The 17757-nt window shown below is 68.7% G+C and carries 18 protein-coding genes; 9 read left to right on the top strand and 9 right to left on the bottom strand.

Annotation, left to right across the window (positions count from 1 at the left end; all coding sequences use genetic code 11):
- Nucleotides 1–67: 67 nt before the first annotated feature.
- From H1W00_RS16760 to gyrB, 3 genes are all read right to left on the bottom strand, one after another.
- The gene (locus H1W00_RS16760) at nucleotides 68–1072 is read right to left on the bottom strand and encodes a DUF3566 domain-containing protein (protein WP_338072812.1); all 1005 of its coding nucleotides are present in this window, start codon (nucleotides 1070–1072) and stop codon (nucleotides 68–70) included.
- On the bottom strand, nucleotides 1065–3626 hold the full coding sequence (gene gyrA, locus H1W00_RS03240; protein ID WP_181753549.1) for a DNA gyrase subunit A: 2562 nt from the start codon (nucleotides 3624–3626) through the stop codon (nucleotides 1065–1067). The genes H1W00_RS16760 and gyrA overlap by 8 nt, the downstream gene beginning before the upstream one ends.
- 74 nt (nucleotides 3627–3700) lie before the next feature.
- The gene (gene gyrB, locus H1W00_RS03245; RefSeq protein ID WP_338072813.1) at nucleotides 3701–5689 is read right to left on the bottom strand and encodes a DNA topoisomerase (ATP-hydrolyzing) subunit B; all 1989 of its coding nucleotides are present in this window, start codon (nucleotides 5687–5689) and stop codon (nucleotides 3701–3703) included.
- 216 nt (nucleotides 5690–5905) lie between these two features.
- Here gyrB and H1W00_RS03250 point away from each other — a divergent pair, with 216 nt between their 5' ends.
- Complete coding sequence (locus H1W00_RS03250) at nucleotides 5906–6703, top strand: phosphatase PAP2 family protein (protein ID WP_181753553.1); 798 nt, start codon at nucleotides 5906–5908, stop codon at nucleotides 6701–6703.
- A 7-nt stretch (nucleotides 6704–6710) separates the two neighbouring features.
- Here H1W00_RS03250 and H1W00_RS03255 read toward each other — a convergent pair whose 3' ends face one another.
- From H1W00_RS03255 to dnaA, 5 genes are all read right to left on the bottom strand, one after another.
- Nucleotides 6711–7196, bottom strand: coding sequence for a DciA family protein (locus H1W00_RS03255; RefSeq protein ID WP_338072814.1), 486 nt, complete (start codon nucleotides 7194–7196; stop codon nucleotides 6711–6713).
- Nucleotides 7189–8340, bottom strand: a complete 1152-nt coding sequence (gene recF / locus H1W00_RS03260; protein WP_181753555.1) for a DNA replication/repair protein RecF — start codon at nucleotides 8338–8340, stop codon at nucleotides 7189–7191. The genes H1W00_RS03255 and recF overlap by 8 nt, the downstream gene beginning before the upstream one ends.
- A gap of 39 nt (nucleotides 8341–8379) precedes the next feature.
- The gene (gene gnd, locus H1W00_RS03265; protein WP_181753557.1) at nucleotides 8380–9282 is read right to left on the bottom strand and encodes a phosphogluconate dehydrogenase (NAD(+)-dependent, decarboxylating); all 903 of its coding nucleotides are present in this window, start codon (nucleotides 9280–9282) and stop codon (nucleotides 8380–8382) included.
- Between the two features lie 26 nt (nucleotides 9283–9308).
- Nucleotides 9309–10454 carry a DNA polymerase III subunit beta gene (gene dnaN / locus H1W00_RS03270; RefSeq protein ID WP_181753559.1) on the bottom strand — a complete coding sequence of 382 codons (1146 nt, stop codon included), beginning with the start codon at nucleotides 10452–10454 and terminating at the stop codon, nucleotides 9309–9311.
- Nucleotides 10455–10784: 330 nt separating this feature from the next.
- Nucleotides 10785–12212, bottom strand: coding sequence for a chromosomal replication initiator protein DnaA (gene dnaA / locus H1W00_RS03275; protein WP_241732812.1), 1428 nt, complete (start codon nucleotides 12210–12212; stop codon nucleotides 10785–10787).
- A gap of 470 nt (nucleotides 12213–12682) precedes the next feature.
- On the opposite strand from dnaA, the gene rpmH reads away from it, so the two are divergent.
- From rpmH to H1W00_RS03315, 8 genes are all read left to right on the top strand, one after another.
- Nucleotides 12683–12820: a 50S ribosomal protein L34 gene (gene rpmH / locus H1W00_RS03280; protein ID WP_078699619.1), complete on the top strand. Its 138-nt coding sequence runs from the start codon at nucleotides 12683–12685 to the stop codon at nucleotides 12818–12820.
- 18 nt (nucleotides 12821–12838) lie between these two features.
- Nucleotides 12839–13177 carry a ribonuclease P protein component gene (gene rnpA, locus H1W00_RS03285; protein ID WP_338072815.1) on the top strand — a complete coding sequence of 113 codons (339 nt, stop codon included), beginning with the start codon at nucleotides 12839–12841 and terminating at the stop codon, nucleotides 13175–13177.
- Complete coding sequence (yidD, locus tag H1W00_RS03290) at nucleotides 13177–13425, top strand: membrane protein insertion efficiency factor YidD (protein ID WP_181756153.1); 249 nt, start codon at nucleotides 13177–13179, stop codon at nucleotides 13423–13425. The genes rnpA and yidD overlap by 1 nt, the downstream gene beginning before the upstream one ends.
- The gene (gene yidC / locus H1W00_RS03295; RefSeq protein WP_181753563.1) at nucleotides 13410–14405 is read left to right on the top strand and encodes a membrane protein insertase YidC; all 996 of its coding nucleotides are present in this window, start codon (nucleotides 13410–13412) and stop codon (nucleotides 14403–14405) included. The genes yidD and yidC overlap by 16 nt, the downstream gene beginning before the upstream one ends.
- On the top strand, nucleotides 14398–14862 hold the full coding sequence (locus H1W00_RS03300; RefSeq protein ID WP_181753565.1) for a Jag family protein: 465 nt from the start codon (nucleotides 14398–14400) through the stop codon (nucleotides 14860–14862). Before yidC ends, H1W00_RS03300 begins: the two co-directional genes overlap by 8 nt.
- Nucleotides 14863–14879: 17 nt before the next feature.
- Complete coding sequence (gene rsmG / locus H1W00_RS03305; RefSeq protein WP_338072816.1) at nucleotides 14880–15473, top strand: 16S rRNA (guanine(527)-N(7))-methyltransferase RsmG; 594 nt, start codon at nucleotides 14880–14882, stop codon at nucleotides 15471–15473.
- Between the two features lie 145 nt (nucleotides 15474–15618).
- A complete protein-coding gene (locus H1W00_RS03310) occupies nucleotides 15619–16467 on the top strand; it encodes a ParA family protein (RefSeq protein ID WP_241732813.1) in 849 nt (282 codons plus the stop codon).
- Nucleotides 16464–17366: a ParB/RepB/Spo0J family partition protein gene (locus tag H1W00_RS03315; protein ID WP_181753571.1), complete on the top strand. Its 903-nt coding sequence runs from the start codon at nucleotides 16464–16466 to the stop codon at nucleotides 17364–17366. Before H1W00_RS03310 ends, H1W00_RS03315 begins: the two co-directional genes overlap by 4 nt.
- Before the next feature lie 61 nt (nucleotides 17367–17427).
- Here the strand turns inward: H1W00_RS03315 and trxA are convergent, their stop codons facing one another.
- On the bottom strand, nucleotides 17428–17754 hold the full coding sequence (trxA, locus tag H1W00_RS03320) for a thioredoxin (RefSeq protein ID WP_078699626.1): 327 nt from the start codon (nucleotides 17752–17754) through the stop codon (nucleotides 17428–17430).
- Between the last annotated feature and the right edge of the window lie 3 nt (nucleotides 17755–17757).

Consider the following 17757-nt stretch of genomic DNA (forward strand, 5'->3'; position numbering starts at 1 on the left):
CCGCCACTCAACGAGTGGCGGGCCGATTCGCGCCACTCGCGGGGAGTGAGCGCTGGGGTCTGCGGAGCTACTTACGCTCGCCGAACGTCAGCTCGATGCCGCCGAGGATGCCGGCCGCCAGGTTGTACAGGTGGGCGGCGATGGTGGCCAGGGCGGTCATGAAGATGACGTTGAGGGCCGACACGAGCAGGGTCAGGCCCACGACGCGGCCGAAGCCCAGGTACTCGGTGATGTCGAAGCCGGAGGCGTCGTCGGCGAGCACGTTGGAGACGCTGTCGTTGAGGGCGCCCCACACGCCGGTGATCTGCATGACGAGCCAGAACACGGTGACCGCCACGACGCTGACGACCATGAGCGCGACCGAGACGACGAACGACATCTTGGTGACGCTCCACGGCTCGACGTGGCTCAGCTTCAGGCGTGCCGACCGACCAGAGTCCGCGGCGGGCGCCGTGGTGGTCTGCACGGACTTCGCAGGCTTCTTCGGCTCCGGCTTCTTGGGCTCGGCCTTCTTCGACTCGGGCTGGGGCGCCGGGGCCTTCGTCGGCTCCGGGGCAGCCTTCTGCTCGGGCTTCGGGGCAGCAGGCGCGGGAGCGGACGGAGCGGCCGCCGGAGCGGCCGCCGGAGCAGCGGCCGCAGCCGTCGCACCAGCCGCCGTGGCACCAGCGACACCCGCGCCGGCGACGCCGGCAGCGGCACCGGCCTGGCCCGGAGCCTTCTTCGGTGCGGCAGCGGGCGCGTCCTTCTTCGCCGGTGCCGGGCGCTCGGGCGCCTTCTGCTGCGGCTGATCAGCCGGCTTCTTCGGAGGTGCGGGCGCGTCGGCCGGAACGGCCTTCAACGTCTGCGTGGGCCGGTCGTCCACCGGAGCGGCCGCGGGCTTGGGCGGAGCGGGCTGGTCGTCACGCACCGCCGGGATGACCGCAGTGGTGTCCGGGGTCGCCTTGGTGGTGCGGGCGTACTCCGCTTTCGTCAGCGGGCGGCGTGCCGTGACCGACGGGGTCGTCCCGTTGGCCTTGGCGTTCTTCGCAGGCACACCGTTCTGCTGACCGTTGTCCGGCTTCTGCTCACTCACTGTCGTCCCCGCTCGCTTCCGACTGCTCGGTTTCGTCCGTGGACTCCGGTGCCGCCACTTCTGCGACCTCGGTGTTCCGGGCGATGGTGACCACGCGGTCGTTGCCCTTGAACTTCACGAAACTCACACCCATCGTGCCACGGCCCTTCACAGGAACACCGGATACGAGGCTCCGAGTGATCTGTCCGGACTCGGTCACGCTGATGACGTCGTCGGTGTCACGCAGCACCAGGCCGCCCACCAGCTCGCCGCGCGACTCGGTGATCTGCATGGCCTTGATGCCCAGTCCGCCGCGACCCTGGATGCGGTACTCGTCGATGCGCGTCTTCTTCGCGAAGCCGCCGTCGGTGACCGTGAAGACGTAGAGCTTCTGGCTCTCGTCGTCCTCACCCTCGAGGTCGGCGCCGGCCTTGATGACCGTCATCGACAGCAGGGAGTCCTCGCCGCGGAACTTCATGCCCGTGACACCCGAGGTGGCGCGACCCATCGGGCGCAGCTGCTCATCGTCGGCCCGGAAGCGGATCGACTGCGCCTTGCGGCTGATCAGCAGGATGTCGTCCTCGGGCGAGACCAGCTCTGCCCCGACCAGCTCGTCGTCCTCGTCGCGGAAGTTGATCGCGATGACGCCGGCCTGGCGGGGGCTGTTGTAGTCGGTGAGGCGGGTCTTCTTGACCAAGCCGCGCTTCGTGGCGAGCACCAGGTAGGGCGCCTGCTCGTAGTCGCGGACCGCCAGCACCTGGGCGATCTCCTCGTCGGGCTGGAACGCCAGCAGTCCGGCCACGTGGCCGCCGCGCGCATCGCGGCCGCCCTCGGGCAGGTGGTACGCCTTGGCGCGGTAGACCCGGCCCGCCGTGGTGAAGAACAGGATCCAGTGGTGCGCCGTCGTGGAGAACACGTGCTCGACGACGTCCTCGCCGCGCAGCGAGGCGCCGCGGACGCCCTTGCCGCCGCGACCCTGCACCCGGTAGAGCTCGGTCTTCGTGCGCTTGGCGTAGCCGCCCTTGGTGATCGTGACGACGAGCTCCTCATCGGGGATGAGGTCCTCGTCGGACAGGTCGCCGTCGGCGGCGATGATCTTGGTGCGGCGGTCGTCGCCGTACTTCGCGACGACCTCGGCCAGCTCCTCGCCGACGATCTCGCGCTGCCGCGCCTCGCTGGCCAGGATCGCCTTGAACTCGGCGATCTCGATCTCGATCTTGGCCAGGTCGTCGATGATCTTCTGGCGCTCGAGGGCGGCCAGGCGACGCAGCTGCATGTCGAGGATCGCGCGCGCCTGCAGCTCATCGATCTCGAGCAGCGCCTGCAGTCCCTCGTTGGCCTCGTCGGCCGTGGGGCTGCGACGGATCAACGCGATGACGTCGTCCAGCATGTCGAGGGCCTTGACCAAGCCGCGCAGGATGTGGGCGCGCTCCTCGGCCTTGCGCAGGCGGAACTCGGTGCGACGCCGGATGACGTCGACCTGGTGGTGGATCCAGTGCGAGATGAACCCGTCGAGGGTCAGCGTGCGCGGGACCTCGTCGACGATCGCCAGCATGTTGGCGCTGAAGTTCGTCTGCAGGTCGGTGTGCTTGTAGAGGTTGTTCAGCACGACGCGAGCCACGGCGTCGCGGCGGATCTCGATGACGATGCGGCGGCCGGCGCGGTCGCTGGACTCGTCACGCAGGTCGCTGATGCCCTGGACGCGGCCGGTCTGGGCCAGGTCGGCGATCTTGCGCATCAGGCCGTCGGGGTTCACCTGGTAGGGCAGCTCGGTGACGACGAGCTGCATGCGTCCCTTGGTGTCCTCCTCGATGTTGACCACGGCGCGCATCGGGACCGAGCCGCGGCCGGTGCGGTACATGTCCTCGATGCCGCTGGTGCCGACGATGAGGCCGTCGGTGGGGAAGTCGGGGCCCTTGATGCGCGCCAGGAGCGCCTCGAGCAGCTCCTCACGGGACGCGTCGGGGTGCTCGAGCGCCCACTGGACGCCCTCGGCGACCTCGCGCAGGTTGTGCGGCGGGATGTTGGTGGCCATGCCGACGGCGATGCCGGCCGAGCCGTTGACCAGCAGGTTCGGGATGCGCGCGGGCAGCACCGAGGGCTCTTGCGAGCGGCCGTCGTAGTTGGGCTTGAAGTCGACGGTCTCCTCGTCGATGTCGCGCACCATCTCCATCGCGATCGGCGCGAGCTTGCACTCGGTGTACCGCATGGCGGCCGCGGGATCGTCGCCCGGCGAGCCGAAGTTGCCCTGGCCGCTGATCATCGGCGCGCGCATGACCCACGGCTGCGCGAGGCGCACCAGGGTGTCGTAGATCGCCGAGTCGCCGTGGGGGTGGTACTGACCCATGACGTCACCGACGATGCGGCTGCACTTGTTGAAGCCGCGGTCGGGGCGGTAGCCGCCGTCGTACATCGCGTAGAGGACGCGGCGGTGTACCGGCTTGAGGCCGTCGCGCACGTCGGGCAGCGCGCGCGCCACGATGACGCTCATCGCGTAGTCGATGTACGAGCGCTGCATCTCGTCCTGCAGCTCGACCGGTTCGGTGCGGTCGCTCTCGATCGGGGTGTCGGTCACTTCTGTGTCCTTCGTTCCGTGGTCTCGTGCCGCTGGCTAGCCGGGCGCCTCGACCACCGGGTGGTTCGGTGGGGTCAGATGTCGAGGAAGCGGACGTCCTTGGCGTTCCGCTGGATGAACGAGCGTCGCTGGTCGACGTCCTCGCCCATGAGGATCGTGAAGATCTCGTCGGCGACGGCCGCATCGGCCAGGGTGACCTGGCGCAGCAGGCGACCGTCGGGATCCATGGTGGTCTCCCACAGCTCGCTGGCGTTCATCTCGCCGAGGCCCTTGTAGCGCTGGACCGGGGCGGTGTTGGGCAGCCGGTAGCCGGCATCGAGGCCGGCGGCCATGACGGCGTCGCGCTCGGAGTCGGAGTAGGCCAGCTCGTGGTGGTGGTTGGTCCACTTGATCTTGTAGAGCGGCGGCTGCGCGAGATACACGTGGCCGGCGTCGATCAGCGGCTTCATGAAGCGGAACAGCAGCGTCAGCAGCAGCGTGGTGATGTGCTGGCCGTCGACGTCGGCATCGGCCATCAGGACGATCTTGTGATAGCGCAGCTTGGCGATGTCGAAGTCCTCGTGGACACCGGTGCCGAGCGCGCTGATGATCGCCTGGACCTCGGTGTTCTGCATGATCTTGTCGATCCGCGCCTTCTCGACGTTGAGGATCTTGCCGCGCAGCGGGAGGATCGCCTGCGTCGCGGGATTGCGGCCGTTGCGGGCCGAGCCGCCGGCCGAGTTGCCCTCGACCACGAAGATCTCGCACTCCTCCGGGTTGCGGCTGGAGCAGTCGATGAGCTTGCCCGGCAGTCCGCCGCCGGAGCCGAAGCCCTTGCGGTTGCGCGCCAGGTCGCGTGCCTTGCGGGCCGCCACGCGAGCGGCCGCGGCGTCGATCGACTTGCGGATGATGGTCTTGCCCTCGGCGGGGTTGCGCTCCAGCCAGGCACCGAGCTCGTCGTTCAGCACCTGCTGGACGAAGCCCTTGGCCTCGGTGTTGCCGAGCTTCGTCTTGGTCTGGCCCTCGAACTGGGGCTCCTCGAGCTTGATCGAGATGATCGCGGTGAGGCCCTCGCGGATGTCGTCGCCGGTGAGGCGGTCTTCCTTCTTCTTGATGAGGTTGTTGGCCTCGGCGAAGCGGTTGACCGTGGAGGTCAGCGCCGCGCGGAAGCCCTCCTCGTGCGTGCCGCCCTCGTGCGTGTTGATCGTGTTGGCGAACGTGTGGACCGACTCGCTGAAGCTGTCGTTCCACTGCATCGCGAGCTCGAGCGACAGGCCGTTGTCGTTGTCCTCGCGCTCGAGGCTGATGATCTCGCGGTGGATCGGGGCCTTGCTGCCGACGTTGATGTGGTTCACGTAGTCGACCAGGCCGTTGTCGTAGCGGAAGGTGACCTCGCGCTCGACGTCGTCGACCACGCCCTCGTTGGGATCGGTGTCGTCGGCGTGGCGCTCGTCGCGCAGGGTGAGCTGGAGGCCCTTGTTGAGGAACGCCATCTCACGGAAGCGCGTCTTGAGCGTCTCGTACTCGTAGGTCGTCGTCTCGAAGATCGTGTCCGAGGCGTAGAACGTGGTGGTGGTGCCGGTCTCGTCCGTCTCCTCCTCGCGCACGAGCGGCCCGTCGGGCACGCCGTAGGTGAAGGACTGGGTCCAGCGGTAGCCGTCGCGCTTGACCTCGACGTAGAGCTTGGTGGACAGGGCGTTCACGACCGAGACGCCGACGCCGTGCAGACCACCGGAGACCTTGTAGCCACCGCCGCCGAACTTGCCGCCGGCGTGCAGCGAGGTGAGCACCAGGGTGACCGCGGGAATCTTCTCCTCGGGGTGCTCGTCGACCGGGATGCCACGACCGTCGTCGATGACCTTGACGCCACCGTCGGCCTGCAGCACCACCTGGATGTTGGTGGCGTAGCCGGCGAGGGCCTCGTCGACCGAGTTGTCGACGACCTCGTAGACGAGGTGGTGCAGGCCGCGCTCGCCGGTGGAGCCGATGTACATGCCGGGCCGCTTGCGGACCGCCTCGAGTCCCTCCAGGACCTGGATGTTGCTCGCGTCGTACGTGCTGGGTGTCTCGGGCGCCTGGGTCACCCAACCAGTATACGGGCCCATTCTGTGCGTCTGACGACACGACACCTCCTGTGGGGCGTTCTTCGTTTGTCCACAGGTGCCACTGAACGGCGCTAGAAGGGCTCTGGGAGCCGCGACGAGGGGGTCGACCAGGGTGGCCATCGTCCGGCGCCGCTTTCGGTCGCTCCAGCGCCGTGTGGCGGGTTCGCGTCACCGCCGGTCTGGAAGGCTGGGGGCGTGAGTTCCACGACCCGCCTGCCCGCGCGGGTGTCGGGACCGGCGCTGGTGACCGCCGCAGCGGCCGTCACCGCGCTCGTCCTGCTCGTGCGCGTGGCCCTGTCCTCCGCGCGGGGACAGGCCGCCGACGAGCGGGCAATGCTTACCGTCGCGGCGGGCCGCGAGGCCGAGCTGACCCTGCTGTCGATCCTCGGACGCGTGCCGATCTGGTCGGCCGCGACCCTCGCCGTGGTGTGCCTCCTGTTGGCCGCGCGGCGGCACCACTGGCGCGCCGTCTTCGCCGCGGCGGTCGTCATCGTGGGGTCGAACGTCACCACCCAGGTCCTCAAGCACGGCCTGCTCGACCGCCCCGACCTCGGCCACGGCGTCCACAACTCCCTGCCCAGCGGGCACGTCACCGTGGTGGTGTCGGTGGTGGCCGCACTGCTGATCGTCGTCCCGGCCGGAGCGCGGGCGCCCGTCGCGGGCCTGGGAACGTTCGCCTCCGGACTGACCGGCCTGTCCACGATCGTGGCCGGCTGGCACCGACCCGCCGACGTCGTGGCGGCGCTGCTGGTGGTGCTGGCGTGGTGCGCGATCGCCGTGATGATCCACGGAGGGCGGCGCGCCCGCACCCGGGCCGTCCTGCCCACCGCGCTGGCCGGAGCGGCCTGCTCGCTGCTGGGCATCGTGCTGATCGGGGTGCGTCCGGTTGAGGGGATGGACGGATTCCTCGACGCGTCTCTCGTGCTCGGCGCGGTCGCCCTCGTGTCGGCGCTCGTGGTGTCGGCCATCGCGTGGATCAGCCCCGACGCCTGAGGTCGGCTCAGCCGTAGGTGTCGCGGGGCCCGCGGCCCTTCACGGAGCGCCGGCCCTTCTTCCAGCTGGGCGCCTGCGGACCGCGGACGTCGATCCGCAGCACCTGGCCGTCGCCGAGCTCCTCGTTCAGCTTCGCCACGAGGCGCGGCGCGAGCATCTTGAGCTCCTTGGCCCAGGCCGTGGAGCTGGTCTCGAGGTAGACGACGCCGTCGGTGAAGTGGTCGACCTTGCAGTGCTGCGCCACCTCGGGACCGACGATCGAGGCCCAGTCGGAGAACACGCGCGAGGCGGCGAGCCGGTCGTTCCAGCCCTGGTTCCTCACCATCTCGCCCAGCACGTCGCCGAGGGCGACCGCGTCCTCGCGGCCGGGACGCCGTGCGGGGCCGTTGCGGCGGATCGGCCGCCGGGTTCGCGCGGGCGGCGCGTTGCCGTTGCGGTAGGCGTCGGCGATCTCGCGCGCGAGGCGCAGGACGTCCTCGTTGTCGTCAGCCACGCGGCGTCACCACCGCGCCGGCGACGTCGAAGGACTGGCCCACGAGCTCGGGGGGCACGTCGCCCTCGACCGCTGCGGTGACCAGCACCTGCTCCGCGCCGGCGACGCGGGCGGCCAACCGCGCGCGGCGATCGCTGTCGAGCTCGGCGAACACGTCGTCGAGGATCAGGATCGGGTCGTCGCCGCGGAGTCCTGAACCTGACGAAGGGTCCTCGCGCAGCAGGGAGAACGCCGCGAGGCGCAGGGCCAGCGCAAGCGACCAGGACTCACCGTGGCTGGCATAGCCCTTCGCCGGCAGGTCACCGATCCCCAGCAGCACGTCGTCGCGGTGCGGGCCGACGAGGCTGATGCCACGCTCGAGCTCCTCGCGGCGGCGGCGGCCGATCTCGTCCAGCAGGGCCTTGGCGATGTCGTCGGGGTCGCGCAGCTCCTCGATGCCCTCGACCGAGGGCTTGTAGACGAGGGAGACCACCTGGCGCTCGGCCGCGGCTCCGGCCGCGACGTCGCGGTACGCGTCGGTGGCGTGCGGCGCGAGGGCGTCGAGCAGGGCCAGTCGCGCCGCGACCAGCTGCCCGCCCGTACGGGCGAGGTTCTCGTCCCAGATGTCCAGCGTGGAGATCTCCACGTTGCTGCGCCGCCCCGCGGTCTTGAGCAGGGTGTTGCGCTGCTTGAGCACGCGGTCGTAGTCGGCCCTGACGCCCGCAAACCGGGGCGTGCGCATCACGACGAGGTGGTCGAGGAAGCGCCGCCGGTCGGACGGATCGCCCTTCACCAGCGCCAGGTCCTCGGGCGAGAACAGCACGGTTCGTGCGATCCCGACCAGGTCGCGCACGCGGGGCAGCGGGTTGCCGTTCACGCGAGCGCGGTTCGACCTACCCGGCGTGATCTCCAGCTCCAGCAGCGCCGAGCGGTCCTCGCGCTGCAGCTGGGCCCGCACGATCGCGCGCTCCGCACCGGCCCGCACGAGGGGAGTGTCGGACGACACCCGGTGCGAGTCCAGCGTGGCGAGGTAGTCGATCGCCTCGACCAGGTTGGTCTTGCCCTGCCCGTTGGCGCCGATGAACGCCACCGGCCCCGCACCCAACTCGATCTCGACCGAGCCGTACGACCGGAAGTCGGCCAGCTCGAGTCGGGTCACGTGCATGGGTCCAGCCTACGGGCGACGAGCGCGTGAGCGTCCGGCTCAGGCCGGCGGGACGTCCGGGCTCTCCTCGGCCGCGCGGACCGCGTGGCCGCCGAACTGCTGGCGCATCGCGGCGACGGCCTGCATCGCGGCCGACTCGTCCTGGCGCGACACGAACCGCGCGAAGAGCGAGGCGGCGATCGTGGGCGCGGGGACCGCGTTGGCGATCGCGGCCTCGACGGTCCAGCGGCCCTCGCCCGAGTCCTCGGCATAGCCGCGGATCTGGGACAGGTGCGGATCGTCCTCCAGCGCCTTGACCAGCAGGTCGAGCAGCCACGAGCGGACGACCGTGCCGACGCGCCACGAGTTCAGCACCTCGGTGACGTTGTCGACCATGTCGACGGCCTCGAGCAGCTCGTATCCCTCGGCGTAGGCCTGCATCATGGCGTACTCGATGCCGTTGTGGACCATCTTGCTGAAGTGGCCGGCGCCCACACGTCCGGCGTGGACGAAGCCGTTCTCGGCGTCGGGGCGCAGGGCGTCGAACGCCGGCTGCACCTTCGCGACGTCGGCGGCGTCGCCACCGGCCATCAGCGCGTAGCCGTTCTCCAGGCCCCACACGCCACCGCTGACGCCGCAGTCGACGTAGCCGATGTTCTTCTCGGCGAGCTGGGCCGCGTGGATCTCGTCGTCGGTCCAACGCGAGTTGCCGCCGTCGACGACCACGTCGCCCTCGGAGAGCAGCTCCTTGAGCTCGGTGATGGTGCTGTGCGTGGGGTCGCCGTGCGGGACCATCACCCACACGACCTTGGGCGACGGCAGCTGCTCGACCATCTCGGCGAGCGAGCCGACGTCACTGAGTTCTGGGTCGCGGTCGTAGCCGACCACGGTCAGGCCGGCATTGCGCATGCGCGTACGCATGTTGCCGCCCATCTTTCCCAGTCCGACGAGTCCGATGTGCATGAGCGCCTCCCGACGTCGTGGCGCGGTCAGTTCTGCAGGCGAACCGGCATGATCAGGTAGCGGAATGCGCCATCGGGATCCGCTCCCACCTCCGCGACTCCGGACATCGCGGCGGGCTTGGTGTGCTGCGTGAAGGACAGGTGCACGACCGGCTCGGTCATGACCGACAGCCCCTCCAGCATGTAGTTGGGGTTGAAACCGATCGAGATGTCGTTGCCCTCGATCGTGGCCTCGACGCTCTCGGACGCCTGCGCCTCGTCGCCGCTGCCGGCCTCGAGGAGCACCTGGCCCTCGGAGAACGACAGGCGGACGGGCGTGTTGCGCTCGGCGACCAGCGCGACGCGCTTGACCGCGTCGACGAGGGTCTGCGTGCCGACGTAGGCGACCGTCTCGGCCTGGGCCGTGAACAGCTGGCGCACGCGGGGGAAGTCACCCTCGAGCAGGCGCGTGGTGGTGCGGCGGACGCCGCCACCGACCGTGCCCTCGAAGCCGATGAGGCCGTCGCCGGTCTCGCTGGTGGAGACGGCGATCGTGATGTCGCCGCCCGCGGTGAGTGCCTTCGCGGTGTCGGACAGGACACGCGCGGGCACGAGGGCTCGCGCGGAGATGTCGGACGCCTCGGGGTACCAGGCCAGGTCGCGCAGGCTGGCGCGGAACCGGTCGGTGGCCATGAGGGAGATCGTGGAGCCCTCGAGCTCGAGGCGGATGCCGGTGAGCAGCGGAAGCATCTCGTCGCGCGACGCGGCGGCGCTGGCCTGGCCGACGGCGGTGGCGAAGTCGTCGGCCTTGACCGTGCCCGAGGACGTGGGCATCGCCGGGAGCTGCGGGTACTCGTCGACCGGCATGGTCTGGAGGCTGAAGCGCGAGCTGCCGCACGTGACCTGCACCTTGGTGCCGTCGTGCGCGACGTCGACCGGCTTGCCGGCCGGGAGGGAGCGGACGATCTCGGCCAGGAGACGGCCCGAGACGAGCGCCTTGCCCTCGTCGCTCACCTCGGCGGGCAGCGTGGCCCGCGTGGACGTGTCGTAGTCGAATCCCGAGAGGTGGAGCTCGTCGCCGACGGTCTCGAGCAGGAGGCCGGTGAGGACGGGGACGCTCGGACGGGTCGGCAGACTCCGGGCGGTCCAGCCGACGGCGTCGGCGAGGGTGTCGCGATCGATGCGGAACTTCACGTTCGGGGGCCTCTCATTCGTCAGTCGAATCCTGCCACGGTGAGCCTTCTTCCACACCCATGGGTGCTGGTGACTTCGACTCGGGTTTTGGTCTTAGTACTTTCCGTCGTCGTAGTAGGGCCTGTGGATTCGGTGGACAACCGTGGTTTTTGCTGCGGGGCGGCATTTCGGCCGGTGGATGAAGTTGTGTTCGGCGCAGTGGGGGGACTCGCTCGGCCTGTGGACGATCATCGCGTGTTCACATGTCATTCACATGCAGATCGCCCGGATGCACCGATTCGGGGCCTTCATGCACAGGAGTGTCCCCAGGTGTGGGTGGGGCCCAGGTGCTCAGGACTGCCGTGCCTGCTGGCGGATCCGGGCCGTCAGCTCGGTGACCTGGTTGTACACGGCGTGCTTCTCGGCCATGAGCTTGCGGATCTTGCGCTCGGCGTGCATCACCGTGGTGTGGTCGCGGCCGCCGAACTCACCGCCGATCTGCGGCAGGGACATCTCGGTGAGCTCGCGGCACAGGTACATCGCGATCTGCCGGGCGAGAACGAGGTTGCGCGAGCGGTTGGGGCCGCACAGCTCCTCGATCGTGTACTCGGAGTAGGCCGCGGTCTGGGCCATGATCATGCCGGCGGTGATCTCGGGGTCGTCGCCCTCGGCGATCAGGTCCTTCAGCACGATCTGGGCCAGTTGGAGGTCGACCGTGGTGCCGTTGAGGTTGGCGAAGGCGGTGGCGCGGATCAGCGCGCCCTCGAGCTCTCGGATGTTCGTCTGGACCTTGCTCGCGATGAACTCGAGCACGTCGGCCGGCGCCGTGAGCTTCTCAGTGGCGGCCTTCTTGCGCAGGATCGCGATGCGGGTCTCGAGATCGGGCGGCAGCATCTCGGTCTGCAGGCCCCAGCTGAAGCGGTTGCGCAGGCGTTCCTCGAGCGTGCGCAGCTCCGACGGCGGCCGGTCGGAGGTCATCACGATCTGCTTGTTCTCGTTGTGCAGCGCGTTGAAGGTGTGGAAGAACTCCTCCTGCGTCGCGTCCTTGTTCTCGATGAACTGGATGTCGTCGACGAGCAGCACGTCGATCTCGCGGTACTTGCGTCGCAGCGCGGGGGTGCGGTTCTCGCCGATCGCGTTGATGACGTCGTTGACGAACTCCTCGGAGCTGACGTAGCGCACGCGGGACGAGGGGTACAGGTTGATGACGTAGTGCCCGATGGCGTGGAGCAGGTGGGTCTTGCCCAAGCCGGAGTCGCCGTGGATGACCAGCGGGTTGTAGGCCTTGCCCGGTGCCTCGGCGGCCGCGACCGCGGCGGCGTGGGCGAAGCGGTTGGACGAGCCGATGACGAAGTTCTCGAACTGGTAGCGCGAGTTGAGCCGTGCCTCGGCGATGTTCGCGCGGTGCGAGGGGCCGGGGCCGCCCTTGGAGGCGGTGGGCCGGCTCACCCAGCTGGGAGTCAGCGAGTCGTCGTCGTCCTCGAAGTCCTCATCCTTGTCGACAAATCTACTTGTCGTCTTGTCGTCACCGGGATCCTCCTCGACGGTGATGCGCGAGGAGAGCAGGTCGGGTGCCTCGTCGACGACCTCGGGATCGATCGTGACGACCAGGCGGATGTCCTCGCCAGCCTGGGTCGTCAGCGACTGCTCGAGCGCGGGGCGCACACGCGACTCGAGCTGGGCCCGGGACAGATCGTCGTGGACGGCGACGATGAGGATGCCGTTGTGGAGCGAGAGGGGCTTGGCCGCGTAGACGAAGACCTTGGCTCCTGGGGACAAGGTGGCGACGGAATCGCGCCATACGGTCTCCAGATCCAGCTCAGCCTCGTCGCGCACCGCACAGCCTTCCTTCCTGCCGTAGCAGGAAATTCCCGAGTTCGACAGCGGCACCGAATGCGGCTGCCGCCGGTTGTTCACACTGTTGTCCACACGCTGTGTACGAGTCGGATGGATGACACGACCGTGCAAGGTGGTGTCCTGTGGATATCCCGTGACGCTAGCAGCCGGTACGGACCAGTCACAAGCGGGTTGACAGATTTGTGGAGGCCCTCCGGCGTGTCGCGTGGACGCACTTCGGCGATCGGGATAAGACTGGCCGCTTTGGGTCGGTTTGACCGCGTCATGCCGCCCCCCGTACCGTGGAGGGGTCGTCTCGAACGACGTCCGCCGCGTGCCCATGAACAGTTCCAGTCGTGGGCGAGCGGTGGCCTCCTCCAACTGGGCCACGTTTTCGTACCGAAGGACCTCCTGTGAGCAAGCGCACCTACCAGCCGAACAACCGTCGCCGCGCCAAGAAGCACGGCTTCCGCCTCCGCATGCGCACGCGTGCCGGCCGCTCGATCCTGGCCGCGCGCCGCCGCAAGGGCCGCGACAAGCTGTCGGCCTGATTCCGCGTGCTGCCGCGCGTGCACCGCATGCGCGACGGTGAGGTGTTCCGCCAGGCGATTCGTCGCGGTGGCAAGGGTGTGCAACCCGACCTCGTCGTCCACGTGGGCGGACCTGTCGAACCGGCGGACGTCACGTCCGTCGGTTTCGTCGTGTCGAAGAAGGTGGGCCCGGCCCACGATCGCAACCTGGTGAAGCGCCGCCTCCGGCACCTCATGCGTGAGCGCATCGACGCCGTCCCGGCCGGATCACGCGTCGTGATCCGTGCGCTTCCCGGCTCGGCCCGCCGGCCCGCGGCGCAGCTCGCTCCCCAGCTCGACCAGGCGCTGCACACCGCGTCGTCGCGAGTCCGGCGATGATGCGCTGGATCGTGGCGAGCCTGCTGCGCGCCTACCGCCTGGTCATCAGCCCGATGTACGGGCAGGTGTGCCGCTACCACCCCAGTTGTTCGGCCTACGCCCTCGAGGCGGTCGAGACGCACGGCGCCCTCAAGGGCTGCTGGCTCGCGATCCGTCGTCTGGGTCGCTGTCATCCCTGGGCGTCAGGCGGGTACGACCCCGTACCTGCCCGCGCCCATGAACGAGGAGAAGCATGTTCGACTTCCTAAGCAGCATCGGTGGCGCCATCATGACGCCGCTGTACTACTTCGTGTCGGGGATCATCCTCGGGTGGCACTGGCTGTTCGAGCAGATCGGCATGGACCCCGACGCCGGGTGGACCTGGGTGCTGTCGATCGTCGGCCTGACGATCACGATCCGTGCGATGCTGATCCCGCTGTTCGTCAAGCAGATCAACTCCAGCCGGAACATGCAGCTGATTCAGCCGCAATTGCAGGAGTTGCGCAAGAAGTACGGGCACGACCGGGAGCGCTTCGCCCAGGAGCAGATGAAGCTGTTCCAGGAGACGGGCACGAACCCGTTCTCCTCCTGCATGCCGCTACTGCTGCAGATGCCGATCTTCTTCGCGCTGTTCCGCGTGATCGACCAGGCAGCGCGCAAGGGCGCCGAGGGTGCCAAGGGCTTCCTCTCCGGTGAGCAGGCCGAGTCGCTGGCCAACGCCCAGTGGCTCGGCGGCAAGATCGCCGACACCTTCCTCTCCAGCGAGCACATCGAGACGAAGATCATCGCCATGGTGATGGTCATCGCCATGTGCGCCACGCAGTTCTTCACCCAGAAGCAGCTGATGGCCAAGAACATGCCGCCGGAAGCGCTCAACGGCCCCTTCGCCCAGCAGCAGAAGATCCTGCTCTACGTCCTGCCGGTCGTGTTCGCCGTGTCCGGCGTCGCCTTCCCGCTGGGCGTGCTCGTCTACTGGACGACCTCCAACCTCTGGACCATGGGCCAGCAGTTCTGGGTCATCCGCAACAACCCCGCTCCCGGCACCCCCGCCTTCAAGGCGAAGCAGGACCGCGACCGGGCCAAGGGCAAGCTCGTGCAGGACGACCCGATCGCCGAGGCGAAGGCCGAGGCCGAGGAGCAGAAGGCCAAGCGCCAGCAGCCCAAGAAGAAGACGCGCGATCAGCGCCGCAAGACCACCGGTCCGCAGCCGAAGCCGACCAAGCCCGCCAAGGAGGATCCCGATGAGTGAGACCGATCTGGAACGCGAAGGCGACATCGCCGCCGACTTCCTCGAAGAACTGCTCGACATCGCCGACCTCGATGGTGACATCGACATCGACGTGGACGGCGATCGTGCCGCCGTGGAGATCATCGGTGGCAACCTGAGCCACCTCGTGGGTCGCGACGGCGAGGTGCTCGATGCTCTGCAGGAGCTCACGCGCCTGGCGGTCTACCGCGAGACCGGCGCCCGCAGCCGGCTGATGCTCGATGTCGACGGTCACCGCGCGGCCCGCAAGGCGGAGCTCGTGGAGATCGCCGCTGAGGCCATCGAGCGCGTCAAGGCCGACGGTGAGTCCGTCGCGCTGGCGCCCATGTCCCCCTTTGAGCGCAAGGTCATCCACGACGCCGTGGCCGACGCCGGCCTGCGGAGCGAGTCCGACGGCGCCGGAGCCGGCCGCCACGTCGTGGTTCTCCCGGCCGAGTGACTGTTTCACGTGAAACAGTGTTCGGCGAGCGGCTTTCGCTCGCCGAGCGCTACGCGGAACTGCTTGCCACTTCCGGGGTCGAGCGTGGGCTGATCGGCCCTCGCGAGGTCGACCGACTGTGGGAACGGCATCTCTTCAACTGCGCGGCACCGGTTCCCCGGGTGCCCGAGGGTGCCCGAGTCGCGGACGTGGGCTCGGGAGCCGGACTGCCCGGCTTGGTCTGGGCGATCGCTCGCCCTGACCTCCACGTCACCCTGATCGAGCCCCTCCTGCGCCGCACCACGTGGCTCGAGGAGGTCGTGGCCGATCTGGGTCTCGGCGCGCAGGTCACCGTGTTGCGGGCACGCGCTGAGGAGGTCGACGAGACCTTCGACGTTGTGACGTCGCGTGCTGTCGCCGCTTTGGACAAGCTGGCGCGCTGGTGCATGCCGCTCGTGAAGCCAGGTGGACTCATGCTGGCGCTCAAGGGCCGCAGTGCAGCTGAAGAGGTGGAGACTGCGCGCGCCACCCTCGCTCGGCTCAAGGCCGGCGATATCGTGGTGGCGACGTACGGGCATCGTTGGGACCTCGAGGTTCCGACCACGCTCGTCGAAGTCCAGCGCCGCCGATGACACACCGTGGAACCACCGATGTTCCACGTGAAACATGACAGGAGCCGTAGTGACGATTCCGACTGCCGCTGACTTCGCCGGGGAGCCGCTGAAGGCGTCAGCGTCCACTCCCCTCGCGGATCAGGCCGGATACCACGTCGAACTGATGGAACGTCTGGCCTCCACCGGCCGGTACGACCGTCCCCGGAAGACGCGTGTCTTCGTGGTCGCCAACCAGAAGGGCGGCGTGGGCAAGACGACCACGTCGGTGAACCTCGCCGCCGCGATGGCCGCTCGTGGGCTGTCGGTGCTGCTCATCGATCTCGACCCCCAGGGCAACGCGTCCACCGCGGCCGCGATCCCTCACGGGTCGGGCACTCCCGGAACGTACGAGGTGCTCCTGGACGCACTGCCGATCCAGGAGGCGATCCAGACGAGCCCCGACGTACCGGGTCTGCGCGTGGTGCCGGCCACGATCGACCTCGCGGGCGCGGAGATCGAGCTGGTGATGCTGGAGCAGCGCGAGCGTCGGCTCCGCACGGCCATCGACGACTACCTCGCCGGCCCCGGCCGGGACATCGACTACGTCTTCATCGACTGCCCTCCCTCACTGGGCCTGCTCACCGTGAACGCGATGGTGGCGGCGCGAGAGGTGCTGATCCCGATCCAGTGCGAGTACTACGCCCTGGAGGGACTGAGCCAGCTGCTCGGCAACATCGAGCTCGTCCAGCAGCACCTCAACTCCGACCTCGACGTCTCGACGATCCTGCTGACGATGCACGACGCCCGGACGAACCTCTCGTCGAGCGTGGCCGCTGAAGTTCGAGGCCATTTCGGCGATCGAGTGCTCTCCACCGCGATCCCGCGCTCGGTGCGGATCAGTGAGGCGCCGGGCTACCAGCAGACGATCATCACGTACGATCCGAACTCGACGGGAGCGCTGTCCTACCTGGAGGCTGCTCGCGAGATCACTGAGCGCGGCGCGGCACTCGCGCAGCAAGGAGCATCGTCATGAGCAACCCCCGACCCGGTCTCGGCCGCGGACTCTCGGCCCTGATTCCCACCTCGCCGGCCCAGGCGAAGGAGTCCGGACTCACCGAGATCCAGGGGGCCCGGCTGCGGGACATCCCCGTGGGCCAGATCTCGCCGAACCCGCGCCAGCCGCGCACGGTGTTCGACGAGGAGGCCATGGGTGAGCTCGTCCACTCCATCAAGGAGATCGGCCTGCTGCAACCGATCGTGGTGCGACAGACCGGCACAGAGACCTATGAGCTGATCATGGGGGAGCGGCGCTGGCGCGCCCACCAGAAGGCTGAGCTGCCGACCATCACGGCGGTCGTGCGCGAGACCACCGACGAGGACCTGCTGCGTGACGCGTTGCTGGAGAACCTGCACCGGTCCGAGCTCAACCCGTTGGAGGAGGCTGCCGCGTACCAGCAGCTGCTCGAGGACTTCGGGTGCACGCAAGAGGAGCTCTCCGAGCGCATCGGGCGCTCCCGTCCCCAGATCACCAACACGATCCGTCTGTTGAAGCTGCCCCCGGCCGTGCAGCGCCGGGTGGCCGCCGGTGTGCTCTCGGCAGGACATGCCCGTGCCCTGTTGTCGGTGCCGAACCCCGACCTGCAGGACCGCCTGGCGTCCCGGGTCGTCGCGGAAGGGATCTCCGTGCGCCAGCTCGAGGAGATCGTCCGCTTCGGCGACGAGGAGGCCACCCCGGCGGCGCGCAAGCTGTCGACGCGCCCCACCTCGGCGCGTGTCGGTGAGCTCGCACACCGGCTCTCCGAGCGCTTCGACACGCGGGTCAAGGTCGACTTCGGCAAGTCCAAGGGCAAGATCGTGGTCGAGTTCGCCACGATCGGGGACCTGGAGCGCATCGTCGAGCTGATGGACCCGGCTCCCGCTCCTCCGCAGTAGTCGAGAAAACAATAAAGCCACTTGTCGACAAATCGACAAGTGGCTTTATTGATTCAGCAGGTCAGGCAACGAACTCCGAGATCTCGGTGAGGATCGCGGACTTGGGGCGGACGCCCACGATGCTCCGCACGAGCTCGCCCTGGTAATACAGGTTGATCGTGGGAAGGCCGGTCACGCGGTACTGCGCGGGGGTGACCGGGTTGGCGTCGGCGTCCATCTTGACGATGGTCAGCGCGCCCTCCTTCTCGTTCGCGATCTCCTCCAGGATGGGCGCGAGCTGGCGGCACGGGCCGCACCAGGATGCCCAGAAGTCGACGAGGACCGGGCCCTCGGCCTTCAGGACGGTGGACTCGAAGTCGGCGTCGGTGACGGCGGCGATGTCAGCCATGGA

The organism is Aeromicrobium phoceense (assembly GCF_013868155.1).
In the GTDB taxonomy this organism is placed as follows: domain Bacteria; phylum Actinomycetota; class Actinomycetes; order Propionibacteriales; family Nocardioidaceae; genus Aeromicrobium; species Aeromicrobium phoceense.

Coding starts and splice junctions, on each gene's coding strand:
- recF (WP_181753555.1), bottom strand. CDS start 8,340: ATGCACGTGACCCGACTCGAGCTGGCCGACTTCCGGTCGTACGGCTCG.
- gnd (WP_181753557.1), bottom strand. CDS start 9,282: ATGCACATCGGACTCGTCGGACTGGGAAAGATGGGCGGCAACATGCGT.
- yidD (WP_181756153.1), top strand. CDS start 13,177: ATGCGCTGGATCGTGGCGAGCCTGCTGCGCGCCTACCGCCTGGTCATC.
- yidC (WP_181753563.1), top strand. CDS start 13,410: ATGTTCGACTTCCTAAGCAGCATCGGTGGCGCCATCATGACGCCGCTG.
- H1W00_RS03300 (WP_181753565.1), top strand. CDS start 14,398: ATGAGTGAGACCGATCTGGAACGCGAAGGCGACATCGCCGCCGACTTC.
- H1W00_RS03310 (WP_241732813.1), top strand. CDS start 15,619: ATGGAACGTCTGGCCTCCACCGGCCGGTACGACCGTCCCCGGAAGACG.
- H1W00_RS03315 (WP_181753571.1), top strand. CDS start 16,464: ATGAGCAACCCCCGACCCGGTCTCGGCCGCGGACTCTCGGCCCTGATT.
- trxA (WP_078699626.1), bottom strand. CDS start 17,754: ATGGCTGACATCGCCGCCGTCACCGACGCCGACTTCGAGTCCACCGTC.